14 protein-coding genes are annotated in these 13,969 nt (G+C 40.9%); 2 read left to right on the plus strand and 12 right to left on the minus strand.

Going from position 1 to position 13,969, the window contains the following annotated elements; translation table 11 throughout:
* Window positions 1-43 precede the first annotated feature (43 nt).
* The 4 genes from BN1875_RS08605 to BN1875_RS08620 form a co-directional block, all read right to left on the minus strand.
* Window positions 44-919, minus strand: coding sequence for a sigma factor regulator N-terminal domain-containing protein (locus tag BN1875_RS08605; RefSeq protein ID WP_048604442.1), 876 nt, complete (start codon window positions 917-919; stop codon window positions 44-46).
* A complete protein-coding gene (locus tag BN1875_RS08610) occupies window positions 888-1,391 on the minus strand; it encodes an RNA polymerase sigma factor (protein ID WP_048604443.1) in 504 nt (167 codons plus the stop codon). Before BN1875_RS08610 ends, BN1875_RS08605 begins: the two co-directional genes overlap by 32 nt.
* A 100-nt stretch (window positions 1,392-1,491) precedes the next feature.
* Window positions 1,492-2,157, minus strand: coding sequence for an ABC transporter ATP-binding protein (locus tag BN1875_RS08615; protein WP_048604444.1), 666 nt, complete (start codon window positions 2,155-2,157; stop codon window positions 1,492-1,494).
* Window positions 2,158-2,574: 417 nt separating this feature from the next.
* Window positions 2,575-4,071: an ABC transporter permease gene (locus BN1875_RS08620; protein WP_048604445.1), complete on the minus strand. Its 1,497-nt coding sequence runs from the start codon at window positions 4,069-4,071 to the stop codon at window positions 2,575-2,577.
* 238 nt (window positions 4,072-4,309) lie between these two features.
* Between BN1875_RS08620 and BN1875_RS08625 the strand changes: the two genes are divergently transcribed.
* Both BN1875_RS08625 and BN1875_RS08630 read left to right on the plus strand, forming a co-directional pair.
* The gene (locus BN1875_RS08625; protein ID WP_048604446.1) at window positions 4,310-4,987 is read left to right on the plus strand and encodes a response regulator transcription factor; all 678 of its coding nucleotides are present in this window, start codon (window positions 4,310-4,312) and stop codon (window positions 4,985-4,987) included.
* Between the two features lie 10 nt (window positions 4,988-4,997).
* Window positions 4,998-6,305, plus strand: a complete 1,308-nt coding sequence (locus tag BN1875_RS08630) for a sensor histidine kinase (RefSeq protein WP_048604447.1) — start codon at window positions 4,998-5,000, stop codon at window positions 6,303-6,305.
* Between the two features lie 62 nt (window positions 6,306-6,367).
* On the opposite strand, the gene BN1875_RS08635 is transcribed toward BN1875_RS08630, so the two are convergent.
* From BN1875_RS08635 to BN1875_RS08670, 8 genes are all read right to left on the minus strand, one after another.
* Complete coding sequence (locus BN1875_RS08635) at window positions 6,368-7,381, minus strand: sugar kinase (protein ID WP_048604448.1); 1,014 nt, start codon at window positions 7,379-7,381, stop codon at window positions 6,368-6,370.
* Between the two features lie 11 nt (window positions 7,382-7,392).
* Window positions 7,393-8,133 carry a 2-dehydro-3-deoxy-phosphogluconate aldolase gene (gene dagF / locus BN1875_RS08640; RefSeq protein WP_048604449.1) on the minus strand — a complete coding sequence of 247 codons (741 nt, stop codon included), beginning with the start codon at window positions 8,131-8,133 and terminating at the stop codon, window positions 7,393-7,395.
* 13 nt (window positions 8,134-8,146) lie between these two features.
* Window positions 8,147-9,238, minus strand: coding sequence for a DgaE family pyridoxal phosphate-dependent ammonia lyase (locus BN1875_RS08645; RefSeq protein ID WP_048604450.1), 1,092 nt, complete (start codon window positions 9,236-9,238; stop codon window positions 8,147-8,149).
* A complete protein-coding gene (locus tag BN1875_RS08650; protein WP_048605309.1) occupies window positions 9,228-10,334 on the minus strand; it encodes an amidohydrolase/deacetylase family metallohydrolase in 1,107 nt (368 codons plus the stop codon). The genes BN1875_RS08645 and BN1875_RS08650 overlap by 11 nt, the downstream gene beginning before the upstream one ends.
* Window positions 10,335-10,342: 8 nt before the next feature.
* Window positions 10,343-11,431, minus strand: coding sequence for a DUF871 domain-containing protein (locus tag BN1875_RS08655; protein ID WP_048604451.1), 1,089 nt, complete (start codon window positions 11,429-11,431; stop codon window positions 10,343-10,345).
* Window positions 11,428-11,685 carry a hypothetical protein gene (locus BN1875_RS08660; RefSeq protein WP_231586079.1) on the minus strand — a complete coding sequence of 86 codons (258 nt, stop codon included), beginning with the start codon at window positions 11,683-11,685 and terminating at the stop codon, window positions 11,428-11,430. The genes BN1875_RS08655 and BN1875_RS08660 overlap by 4 nt, the downstream gene beginning before the upstream one ends.
* 52 nt (window positions 11,686-11,737) lie before the next feature.
* Entirely contained in the window at window positions 11,738-13,072 is a 1,335-nt protein-coding gene (locus tag BN1875_RS08665) for a PTS sugar transporter subunit IIC (protein WP_048604453.1), read from the minus strand.
* A 124-nt stretch (window positions 13,073-13,196) separates the two neighbouring features.
* Complete coding sequence (locus tag BN1875_RS08670) at window positions 13,197-13,898, minus strand: GntR family transcriptional regulator (protein ID WP_048604454.1); 702 nt, start codon at window positions 13,896-13,898, stop codon at window positions 13,197-13,199.
* Window positions 13,899-13,969: the final 71 nt, after the last annotated feature.

Below are 13,969 nucleotides of genomic sequence, written 5' to 3' on the forward strand. Positions count from 1 at the left end.
ACACTCCTGTTTTAAGTATGACGGAAAAAAGCGATTTTTTCAATTATTTCTCCGGAGTGATATAGGGAAGAATGTCCGTTGTTACGCCAACCGATGATCCTTTGATAAAACTGGCATCCACTAATCCGGAAAAATTCTTTGTTTGCCCAGTGACCACGACTCCTTTGATCGGCATCTCAGCAAATGATTTTCCTTTGGCTTTTTTCAAGAAGGTTTGAATACTGGCAATTTTTTTCCCTTTGTCGTATTCGGTCAAATTTTTAATAAACGTTGAAAATTGATCTTCCGTTGGTATTTCCTCTTCTAACTGAAAGCCGAATGGTTGCTTCGAGCCGCTTTCTTCAAATAAATAAAGCCAAACGACAGTAAGTGTATCTGGAATTTTTTCTTGAATGTCCGCATAGGTATAGTTTTTATCGAAGGTCAATGCCACTTCTGCCACCTGATCTTCTAATTTCGCTAAATCTGCAAGTTCATCGGGATAAATTTTCTTGTCTCCTTCATCTAATGAGAAAACAGCTTGCTTTTGCTTTGTTTGCTTATCATACGCATAGGTTTCCCCTTTTCTTCCCGGTACTAGATCATTGTAATCTAACTCCCAGTTGAACAAAGAATACGAACTCATCAATGTACTCCATGGAACCAGATACCCATTTATATTTTTTGAACGATGGGTCACGATGGTTCCTCCCGTACTGCTGGATTGCCCCAGCACCCGAGAATCCACATTGACATTTGGTTCTGCTACCATATTGTGCAAAACCAGTTCCTGATCCAATTCCTGAGAATTCCTACCAGCAAAAAAATTTAACCCCCGATATCCACCGATTAATACCAGTAAAGCTACCCCCAATGAAATAGCAATGATTTTAAGGGTCTGCTTCCGCTTAGCTTTTTTCAGTACCTTTGTTAAATCCATTTTTCTCCCTACTTTCTTTGATTTTTTTACGAAGCCTGAATAATTGTGTTTTCACACTTTCTGGTTTGATATGAAGAAATTCGCCGATTTCGTTTAAAGAAAACCCATAATAATATTTCAAAAGCAGCAATTCTTGATTTTCCTTGGATAACGGCTCTAAGAGATGTTGCAAGGTTTCTTTGTCAGCGATTGTTTTCTCCATCGCTGGATCTTCTTGAGGAATATCAATCGTCAACGACTGAAATCGATTTTGCTTTCGATACAGATCGATTGCATCATTCAGTGCAACTCGAAAAAACCATGGTCGCAGTGTGTCTTCTTGGATAGAAGGCAATAGTGTATAGATTTTATAAAATGTTGTCTGAACAGCATCTTCTGCGTCTTCTTTCGTAAAGCCTTTCTTTTTAAGTATTCCCAGTACTTCTTCCCCCAACTCCAACAGATATGCATCCAATGCATCGGTTTGCTTCACCTCTTCGCCTCCTTCACCCATACAACGTATTATCTGCTCCAAAGTATACCGTTTTTTCAAAAAAAAAACCGTCCCTCATAAAAAAGGAACGGTTTGTTGCTTAAACGAGCGCCAACTCGCTGAATTCTTTGTCTTTCAATTCGTACACCACATCGCAAGCTTTCGCAACTTCTTGTTCGTGTGTCACCAAGACGATGCATTTCTTTTGTTCATGGGCAATTTCTTGGAACAGTTTCACGATATCTTGCGAAGTTGTCTCATCCAAATTTCCGGTGGGTTCATCCGCAACGATCAACTCGTGCTCACAGCATAAAGCACGGACAATCGCCACTCGTTGCTGTTGTCCTCCCGAAAGAAGAGGTACTTTTTTTGTTGCCAATTCCTCCGAGATGCCGACCTTTTCCAAATTCGCCAGTGCGTAAGCTTTTTTATCTGCTTGTTGAGAACCAGCAATCGCCATTGCCGTCACAACATTATCCAATGCAGATAAATAGGGCAGTAAATTATATGCTTGGAAAACGATCGATACATCTTTTCTACGATATTCCCGCAATCCGATTTGCTTCAATGATTGGTCATTGAATGAAATCGTACCGGCTTTTGGGGTATCTAACCCAGCAATCAATGAGAGAAAAGTCGTTTTTCCTGAACCGCTGGAACCCAAGATTGCGTACATTTTTCCCGGTTCAAAGGTCAGTGAAACATTTTCAAAAAGCGGGCCTTCCGGTTCATACCAGTAGCTTAAATTTTCAGTTTTTAAGGTCATGATGTTCCTCCTTGTTCGTTTTAATGTATTAAATTTTCCTACAGAAAATTTCGTTTTATTCTCACGCCGTATATCATTCCACTAGACTTCTTGAAATAAGTGGAACTGACATCCTTGTTCGTTTTAATGTATTAAATTTTCCTGCAGAAAATTTCGTTTTATTCTCACGCCGTATATCATTCCACTAGACATCCTGAAATTAGTGGAACTGACATCCTTGTTCGTTTTATTGTATTAAATTTTCCTACAGAAAATTTCGTTTTATTCTCACACCGTATATCATTCCACTAGACATCCTGAAATTAGTGGAACTGACATCCTTGTTCGTTTTATTGTATTAAATTTTCCTACAGAAAATTTCGTTTTATTCTCTCGCCCTATCCCAGTATGAAACATAGAATGAGCGGAACAGACAGTCTACGAAATCAATATTTTTTTGGGATTCAAGCGTAAGATTCCTGCTGAGGATAGTAGGATTGAGAACATGCTGATGCCTAAACCAATTCCCGCCAAGCTTAAAATTTCCATTGGTTTTACGGCGATGTTCAACTCTTCCACTTCTTGACTGGACATCAAGCTTGAGACGCCCTTCATTTCACCTCGACCACCACTTGGCGCTTGTCCGCCAGGACCGCCTTCTTGTCCTTGCCCTGGGGTCTGTGCGGCAGTTGTGGTTTCACTTTGTTGTGCCAACAATTGATTGCCTACTGCATTACCGACAAGATTGCCGCTGACACTGGCGATTCCTAAAGCCACCACCATACAAACTACAATCTCGACAAAAAATTGCCAAATAACTTTTGCCCGTGATTCCCCTAAAGAAAGCAACACACCAATTTCATATTTTTGTTCGCGGATTGACATCATCACGATCAGTGTCAAAATAATTACACCGGCTGCAGCAACCAGTAAAACAATATTTTTAGCAAAGCTGGAAACATTCGTTAATGGTTGCAGCATTTGTTGGTACATTTGATCGTTGGTTTGCAGACTAAAGGTGTCCGTATCGATTAATTTTTCTGCTTCTTTAACAAAAGCAGCCATTTCTTGAGGATCTTCTAGGTTGTATACTGCTGAATCGATTGTATCTGAACTATCTTCGCCGTTTAAGTCATTGGCAAAAGTATAGGAGGCGATCAACGTATTTGCCGGATTCATGAAGTTGAATTTCATTCCCATACTATCGCCGGTCTCGCTGGTCTCGTAAATGCCTTTGACAGTAACTTCGGCATCTTCGTCCTCGCTGTTTTTAATTTTAAATGTATCTCCTACCGCCAATTCATTGGCATCCGCCAACGCTTTTTCAATCAAAACATTGTTGGTGCCTTCATCTTCGGTAGTAATGGCTTCTCCATCCACTAATTCTGCGGTACCGGAAGAAAAATCACTGTAAGAAGCACTGGTAGAAACGCCGGTGATTTGAAAATCTCCCTGACTTGTTTCCCCGCCGGGTGTCTGCATTCCGCCAGGTCCCCCCATTTGATTCTCGGTATCTGTGCTTTCCGTTTCTGTACTTTCGGTTTCTTCGCTGGAAATGGGTTCAATGCCCGTACTTTTATCCGCAGATGCACTGGATTCAAAGGAATAGGATTTCACACCAGCTAACGCTGCGATTTTTTCGGCATCCGCCAAATTGACCGGTGTCATGGAAAAACTACCCGGATCAGGTCGTTCACTCTCCGTGTCGCCGCTAGAAGAAGTTTCCTTTTGCTTAAACATCGATTCACGATTTACCGACAGAGTTACCGTTGCTCCCACACTTTTTTTGGCATTATTTACCGCTGTTTCTGCTGCACTGCGGATCGTCAATCCTGCCAATACAAAGATCAAGATCGCAGAAAAAACAGCAATCAGCAGCAGGCTACGTCCTTTTTTTGCCCAGATGCTTTGTAGCCCGCGTTTCATAAAATTCATTTCTGTTCCTCCCTAGCTAGTAGTTATAAGCCTCTTACGAATGCTTACGTGTTTAATTTGCAGTCAACACCGGTCTCAGCGAAAAAAATTTCCGCAACATTCGGCATTCTTGCTTTTCTTGTAGCAAGCGTATGTTTTTTTGCTTAACTGAAGCTTAAGAAACGAAAAAGAATGACTTTGATCGTTTGTTAAGATATCTTTATGGTAAAAATGGTAGAATAATCGAGAGGTGAAAGCGATGATCAAATTTTTAGTTATTGAAGATGAACAAGTTCTTTCCGAGAACATTAAAGAAATTATCTCCACCCTTGGAGAAGTCACGCAGGTCTACGATGGAGAAGAGGGCTTGTTTGAAGCCGAAAGCGGTGTTTACGACTTAATCTTACTGGATTTGATGTTGCCGGAAAAAAATGGCTATCAGGTCTTAGCAGAATTGCGCCAGAAAAAAATCATGACACCTGTGCTGATTTTAACGGCAAAGGATGGGTTGGAGGACAAAATCGAGGGCTTTGAAAAAGGTGCCGATGATTATTTGACCAAACCTTTTTATCGTGAGGAATTGATTCTACGAGTCAAAGCCTTGTTAAAACGTGCCTTGGGATTATACGACGAGAATATTCTCACTTTCGGTACTCTAACGTGCAACCTTGCCAACAATCAAGTACTTTACCAAGAAGAAGTTTTGCCGATCCAAGGAAAAGAATTTGAATTGCTGCTGTATTTTATTCAAAATAAAGGTGTCATTTTAACTAAGGAACAAATTTTTGACCGCATCTGGGGCTTTGACTCTGAAACAACCATCACTGTGGTGGAGGTCTATATGAGTCATTTACGGAAACATCTAAAGATCAGTGGAATGGATCAGGCGTTCAAAACTTTGCGCAATGTCGGCTATATGCTGCAAGAGCAGGAGTAGGAGTAGGCCTATGAATCGAGAATTATCGAAAAAACAACGTTGGCATTTCTTTGGCGTTAACGTCAGTGCCTTTGCGATCATTTTTCTGTTGTTGGGCTTTATTATCTTGCAACTGCTGAATCGTTCTGCCTATCGACAAACTGATGTATCCTTAGAGAAAATGGCGCAAGATGAACGACTGCTGCAAATGGAAATCGATCGTTTCCAAAAAGATGATCCCTTTTTAAATCAGACGATTGAAGAAGAGACCCGCAAGGAAAAACCTGCCGGTAATCGTTTCAACACTCAAGTTATCCTCTGGTCAAAAGATGGCGAGATTTTGAATAAAGAAGTTTTAGGCGGACGCTTCAATGAATTGCAGGCATTATCGCTGGACACCAGCAAATTAGATAAGATTCTGCCAATCACCGTGGCGGATTCGCAAACCACGACCAGCTTTCATTCGATTACACTGGCTGCCACAACCGACAGCGAAGTGGCCTATATTCAGCTTCTGGCAAATACCGATCAGATCAGTTCTTCCATGAGTACCTTCCGTTCGATTCTGATTATCTGCATGGTGATTTTCTGGCTCTTGTCGATTGCTTTAAGTTATTACATTTCCAAAATGAATATGAAACCGATTTGGGCAGCCTGGAAAAAACAACAGGAATTTGTAGAAAATGCCTCCCATGAATTACGGACACCGCTGACAATTATTCAAAACAGTTTGCAACGTTTGTTCACGAAACCAAACCACACGATTCTTGATGAATCTGAAACAATCGCACAGGCGCTGAATGAAACCCGACGGCTCACCGGCTTGACCAGCGATCTGTTGACAATTGCCCGCAGTGATTCCAATCAACTGGTTTTAAATAAAACTGCCGTCGATCCGACTGAATTTATCACGCAATTAGTGAAACCTTTTCAAGAAATTGCGGAGATGGAAGAAAAGCAATTCATTTTAGAAAATTATGCAACACAGCCGGTCCTCATTGATGAGAAAAAAATCCATCAGGTCTTAGTGATTCTATTAGACAATGCGTTAAAATATACCGAAAAAGGCAATAAAATCCTGCTGCAATCGGAATTTTCAAATGATATGTGGTTATTGGAAGTGAAAAATACCGGCCCTTCCATCAGTGATACCGACAAAAAGCAAATTTTTGAACGTTTCTATCGGGAAGACCGCTCCCGTTCAAAAGAAACCGGCGGCTATGGATTAGGGCTTGCGATTGCCAAACAAATCGTGACGGAGCACAAAGGTAAAATCAGCGTACGGGATTGGCAGCCTCAGGGAGTCGTCTTTCAAATCAAATTGCCAAAAGGAAAGTAAAAAACAAAAAAGGCTTGTAAGCTCTCTGCTTTCTTAAAGGCAGAATTCTTACAAGCATTTTTTTATCGAACCAAATCTGTTTCAGGTTCTGTCAGTAGACGGTCCACTTGTTCTCGAGTGGTTAGTGGAACATCTCCTTGGATTGTATGGGCTAGAACTGAATTAGCAATTGCAAAAGCAACGGTTTGTTCCAGTGACCATTTTTCGGCATAGCCTAATAAAATACCCGCTGCATACGCATCTCCTGCGCCAATCCGATCTAAGACGGTCAAAGGAAATACCGCTGATCGAACCGCTGTTTTTTCAGTAACTACATAGCCGTCGATTGCTTTTTGTTGATTGCTGATTTTTCGAGAAGTACCGGCAAACCAATCGATGCCGTACTCTTTGAGAAAAGCCTGAATAGCTAGAATTTCGTCTTCCGGACTTTGAAGCGCAGAACGTTCTACTCGCCGCAACAAATCGGTTAAATCACGAATTGCGCCAAAGACGATTGTGCAGTACGGCAAAATGGCTTCATAGCGTGCTTTCATGATTTCTTTTTTTCCCGACTCTTGGTTCAAGCTAGGACGGAAATTAAAATCAAAACAAACTTTCTTTCCTTTTTCGTGAGCAGTTTTTGCTAATTGGATTGCTGCTTCGGCGGTTTCTTCTGTTAAGCTTAAAGAAATACCACAGATATGCACCAAATCTACGGCTTCCACAAAGGATGAAAAATCATAATCTGCGGCTTTGGATAGCCCAAACGAACTGCTGATGCGATTTTGGTAAGTAACCTGCGTTGGTCGCGGACCATACCCCATTTCTGCAAAATAGGTTCCCATGTGCTGATGTTGGCTCACGATAAATCGTGTGTCGATTCCCAGCGCCTTTAAATTAGCTTTCGCCGCTTCGCCTAGCCGATTGTCCGGCAATGCTGTCAGCAAATAACTAGGCAGACCGAAATGAGCGAGGTTTCCCACCAAATTCACTCCCGTCCCGGTAAAAGCCATTCGCAAGCTATGGGTTTGTTCCAATAATAAGTGTTCCGGCGGTGTCAGCCGCAGCATGACTTCGCCAAATGCTCCGATTTTCATAGCCGCTCCTTTTATTTCAACGTATTTTTCATCATTTGTAGTAGTTTTTTCACGTCTTCAATTTTGGTATCGCCGGTTTCTTTGTCGATAATCGAGCTGTAAACATGAGGAATGATTTTCTTCACGCCAGCATCCACCGCAATTTGCAAAATTTCTTCAAAGTTTTCCAAATCAATGCCGCCGGTAGGTTCCAAATAAAAATCATATTTTGCACAGGCCTCAGCAACTGCTTGGTATTCTTCTTTATGTGCCAAGCCCTTCATTGGGAAATATTTAATCGAGCTGCCGCCCATGTCTTGCAATAATTTGATGGCTGTTTCGATAGGGACGATAGCTTCAGGTGCTTGCGAGCTTAGTGGTCCCGTAGCAATGTTGACGTAACCGACTTTGCCAGTAGGAGAAACCAACCCATTGATGATGGTGTCATCTTGCCCTAATAACGCCCGAGAAGTTCCTACGCCGGTAAATACTTGATTGACGTGTTGTGGCTGCAAAACACCAGAAAGGCGGGAAACCATTTGGCTTTGATTAGGATCACCGGCACCTAAACCAACGGACAAAGCGTTATTGGTTTCTGCTTGGTATTTTTTCATATCCTCAATCGCTGCTTCGTCGCTGGTATAATTTTTTGATAAAACGCCCAAAATCACATGCCCTTCTGCGGCTTCATAGCAAGCTTTGGCATTTTCTACGGAATTTGCTAAAACATTTAAACAAATGCGATTTTCTAAATAGTTCGGTGTTAGTGACATTTTTTTTGCTCCTCTACATGATTTCTTGTAATCGTTGAACGATTTTTTGTAATTCTTTTTCATTGACCGAACGTACATCGAATTCAATGATGCCGTTGTTGGCTTGGTATTCCCGTGTATACACGGCAGGATCCTGCGCTTTTAGTTCTTTGATTACTTCTTTTGCGGTTTTTTTACCAGTGATTTTAACGCTCCCTCGGTAAATATCCCGACCCGCTGCATCTTGAACAATTTTTGCTTCAGCTCCGGAAATTTCATTAATCGCTGCCACAAATGGCTGCAAGCGTTCCTTCATCGCCGTGCCCGCCTCGCTGCCATTTTTTAGATAATCTTCAACTGCTTGCGTAAATCCAAGAATATTGTCTTTACCGATTTTCATCGCTCGTCCGATACCTTTGCTTTGTAGACGAACCCATTCAACATATTCTTTTTTACCAATCACTAAGCCGGCACTAGGCCCTTCGATTGCTTTTGCCCCAGAATAAATCACCAAATCTGCGCCAGCTTGGATATATTTGAAAAGATCTTCCTCCGCCGCCGCATCCACGATTAATGGTAAATCATGTTTTTGGGCTACTTTTGCAGCTTCTGCCACCGTTAACATACTTTTTTGAACTGTATGATGGCTTTTGATATATAAAATCGCTGCTGTATTTTCTGTAATCATCATTTCGATGTGCTCTGGGGAACACATATTGGCATAGCCTGCTTCTACAACACGTCCGCCCCCTTGATTAACCATCACCTCAACCGGTGTGCCGTAATCCACATTGTGTCCTTTAGGCAAAATAATTTCCCGTTTTTGAATTTTTGTTGTGTAAGGATGATACAAATGGTAGCTGTCCCCTTTTCCAATCAATGCAGCCACTGATTGAGCGATTCCAGCAGATGCAGAAGAAACGATTTGAGCGTCCTCTACCTTTAATAATTCCGCCAAATACGCCCCCGTTTTAATCGCCAACTCACTCATTTCAAAAAAATGCTCTCCACCAAAACGCTGCGCAGCCAACACCTTTTCAGAAACCTTGGAAACGCCTAAAATCGTCATTCTTCCTGAAGCATTGATGACTTCTTTTAATCCAAATTTTTCGTAACTAGTTGTCATAAACAACTCCCCCAATAATCGTTTTAATCGGCTTGATTTGTTGTTTGGTTGTTCGTTTAAACCCATTGGAATCGATCAATTCTTTGTCTTCTTCGACCAATTCAAAGACAGTGATATCCGCATCAAATCCAGCTTCGATACGCCCTTTTGTCGTTAAATGGAAATTTTCTGCTGGTGCAGTCGTCACTTTTTCAAGAATTTCTTCCCAAGAATAGCCAACGACATGGAGTTTTTCCATGGTTGTCGCCATGTCAAAGACCGGTCCATTGGTGCGATTTCGTACATAAATATCCGTACTGATGGATTTGGCTTTCAGCCCTTCTTGCAATGCTGTTTCGGCAACCTGAAAATTAAAACTGTCTGTGCCATGACCGATATCGAACACGACACCTTTACGGTAAGCATCCCACGCAAAGTCCTTGATTTTGTTTGTTGTTTTATCTAAAATACCATTTGATTTTCCATTAAAACAGTGGGTCAACACGTCGCCTTTTTCCATTTTTGCCAAAACTTCTGATAATTCTGGTGGAGCGGAACCGATATGCACCATCAAGGGCAAATGTTCATTGTCTGCTTGAATTTTTTTGGCTAATTCTAGCGGCGTAATCCCATTGTTTCCAACAACAGATTTACTCATTCGTGCTTTGATGCCCACGATAAAATCCGGATAATCAATCAATGCTTGCTGAACTAGTTTTTCTTGTACTTTCGTCAAATCAGCCAATTCGTCCTGCTCCACAATCCCCCATTTGGAAATATTTACTAAAGCAAAGACATTGGTTTTTTTCTCACGGGTAATTTCATAAAAGTCCCCGATATTTTCTGCACCAGTGGTTCCCGCGTCAATCACGGTAGTTACCCCCTTTGACACCCCGATTTCATCAGGATAATCATAGTACAGATTCATTTTTTCATAGCAGTGGACGTGGTCATCGATCCAGCCGGCAGAAAGGTACTGATTTTCGCCAAGAAAGATTTCCCGCTTGGCTTCTTCCAAAATTTTTTCTGCAACTTGACTGATTTTACCGTCTTGTATACCGATTTCAACTGGTGCTTGATTCAATTCTTTGGCGTTGCGTATAATTAAGTCTAACATTTTCATTCCTACTTCTCTGTAAATTTGAATTTTGACCATGGATGAATAAAAGGTAAGAGCAGTTGTTCTTGCTCAGGAATGTGTCCCACTTTGTTTTTCCGTTCATCACGATGAGGCGTTAACACAACCTGCAACTCATTTTTGTATTTGCCAAAGCCGTCATTACCGATAACGATGTCCCCAATTTGAAATTCCTCTTGGTTGTCGTGAGGAGCATTGGCTTGGTTTTTATATTTTTTTCGTACTTCAGTGGAACGAATCACTTGATCGGTAATATCTCCCCGACGAAAATGTTGTTCCTTAAGCACGATTTCTTTCTCCACTTCATTGACTCCGGCAACAAATTCAACGGTAAATGCGGTTTGATAGCGATCAATTGCGCCTAATGCTTTTAATTCTTCTTCTGAAGCATATGCATTGCCGATAATTACATCATCGATCAAATTAGTGGCAAACAAATGTTTCGCTGCCACTTCCACCGGTACGTGTCGGTGCATTTCCAATGTAGGCAAGCCATCATTAATATCCCATGGTCCGATTTTTCCTGATTGAGAGGTGATAAATGCTGCTGTTCGAATACCTTGATTTTTAAAACGTTGGCTGCATTTTTCGAAAAAGTCGTAAGGCAAAGCTGTTCCTTCTTGAGGATAGAAATTGTGGCAACCGTAAAGAAAAGGCGTATTGGCTTGGTAGGTCAAAATATTATCCAAATAAGCCACATCATTACTCATATTCAACTCAACTGCAAGACCGTAAGGATTATACGTCAGCATTGCTTCTTTGTTGCCATCAAATCCCATATCCAAACGAATACCATCCGCACCCAATTCATGGAAGAAGGTCAAATCATCATAGGAAATTCCCAACTCAGAAAAAATATTGGGTGCCACATCCAAAATTGTTTCATAGCCTAATTCCTTTGCGTAGAAAATCAATTCTTTGAATTTTTTCTGTACCGCTTCTTTTCCTTCCGTCACTTCCAACATACTCATGAAAATTCGGCTGAAGCCATATTTTTGTGCTTGTTTCAAATAGGCTTTGTCTACTTCCATTTCGCTGTGATCTGGATACACTGAAACACCTAATTTACGTTTCATACATTTTCTCCTCGTTCCATCTTTTCAAATTTTGAGCGATACTTGTACGCAATGAGTGAGCTTGCCATAACGGTCGCGGTCATCACACAAAACGTTGCTATATTTAATAATACTCCGAGAATCATTGATAAACCAATGATACCAATCGAACCTAATAAAATATAACGTAATTTGCTTTTTTCTAAAAATTGCGGTAATCCGCTCTTTTCCAAGTAAATGTGACAGCCTAGGAAAAGCAGAAATAAATAAATCATTGTCATATCATCACCAAAGAGGATAAGTAAACTACCTATCCTCTCCCTTTAATTAATTTTGAGTAATCCCACTCAATTTTTCTTGATTCGCAGCAGCTTCTGCTTCTAATTCTGCAGTTTCACGCGCTAATTGTTGTTTTTCAAACACTTTGAAGAATGGGTAATAAATTCCCAGGGCGATCAGGAAGTTAACCACCACAAGCACACCTGCGGCTACACTCCAGTTGGTACTCATCCAAGCAGCAATCGGTGCTGGCATGGCAAAGCCAAGTCTGGCAGCCATCATCGGTACCACTCCGGAGATTGTTAAGAAGTAGGAAAGTGTCGTCGTAATCAATGGTGCAACGATAAAAGGAATTGCCAAGACAGGATTCATTACAATTGGTGCCCCAAAAATCACGGGCTCATTGATATTGAATAAACCTGGTAAGAAGGACAAGCGACCTAAACTCTTCAAATATTTTGATTTTGAGAACATGAGTAGAACAACCAGTGCTAATGTCGTTCCGGCACCACCGATCCAAACAAACCATTGTAAGAATTGTTCTGTAAAAATATTTGGCAAATTATGCGCATTGGCGCCGCCTTGGAAAGCTTCGATATTTTCTGCAATAGAAATATCCCAGAAAGGACGAATGACTGGACCCATGATTGCAGGTCCGTGAATTCCCAATACCCAGAAGAAACAAATCAAGAAGACCGTCAGTAATCCGCCAAACAAACTGTTGCCGGCTAAAACATCTTTCAACGGCATCAATAAATTACTCAAAAAACCATTGATATCAAATCCTAATAAATGACGTACTGCCCAGAAAAAGACCAAAATCACAGCACCGGGAATCAGGGCTAAAAAGGAATTGGTTACTTCTGGTGGTACACCGTCAGGCATTTTAATCGTCAGATTTCTTTCAATAAAGAAACGATAAATTTCAACAGAAACAATAGCAGTAACGATGGAACCAAATAATGATCCCGAACCTAAATTTGCAATGTTCATATACCGTCCAGCGTCGATGACGTTATCCACATTTTCTAACACGCGCAAAGGAGGTGCTGCAGTAATTAAAAATGACATAAGTGCTAAAATTCCTGCGGTTAGTGAATCCAGTTTATAACTTTTTGCTAATGAAGAAGCGATACCAAATGTTGCGTATAATGCCAAAATCCCGATTGTATAGCGAAAAGGAATATCTAAAACTTCCCGATACGGTTCAATCAATGGTGCCAATGCTTCGATATTCAGAATGATCGTAAAGAATGACCCCACGATCGTCAACGGCATCGTTGCAATAATCCCTTTTCTGATTGCTGTCATGTGCCGCTGTGTGCCGATTTTATTTGCAACCGGCATAATCTTTTGTTCAATAATGCCTACAAATTTATCCATGTTTCTTCCTCCGTTTATAATATTATAATGTTTCCACCTAGATATTAACATAATAACATTATAATGTAAACGCTGTTTCATAAAAATCTGACTCGACTCATCCTTGAAAAGTCAGTTGGATGAGTCAAGCTTCATATTCAATGTGATACGGATGCTGCGCCGTATTGTAGACAGCTTCGGAATACTCCACGACTTTCCCGATTCGATCAACAGATTTTCGAATCCGCTTGATGGCAATCGTCTCTGTTGTATTTAAGATTTCTTGCTGCTCAGCAGATAAATGCACGGCAGCAAAATCATCTGAGAAAGTTTGAATCTCGTAGCCTTTTCGATGAACCAAACGATACAATGATTCTTTTTCAAATTCTTCCTTGCTTATATCGGAAAAATCAATCGGCAAGTAATGGTCGAACAGAATATAAGGCTTTGTTTCTAATAAATACAACCGTTGAAAGTGAATACATTTTTCGCCAAAAAAACGGGCAAGGGGCGAATTTTTTTCCAACTGAATTTTATTGAGACCCAAGACTTTTTTTTCAACGAAAAGATGGGATTTTTCCAAAATTTGTGTAAAGCTGGCTGCTTTGGATAACTTGTTGTAGGGGCGATCACTGAGGACGGTGGTCCCTCTGCCGCTTTTCTTCTCCACGTATTCATCTGCTGCCAACAATTCGATTGCCTTACGCACAGTAATTTTGCTGACATCAAAGAGTGCCTCTAATTCTGATTCAGTAGGAAGCATTGAGCCCACGGGATATTTTCCTGAAAAAATATCTGCCTTGATTTTCTCAGCTACTTCTAGATATAACACACGGTTTCTTTTCATGCTGTCACCTTTTTCATCCTTCTTTATGGACAGAATACCATTTGCAAAATGAGTTTGCAAAATAAAATAGG

Source organism: Enterococcus massiliensis (assembly GCF_001050095.1).
GTDB classification, from domain to species: Bacteria; Bacillota; Bacilli; order Lactobacillales; family Enterococcaceae; genus Enterococcus_C; species Enterococcus_C songbeiensis.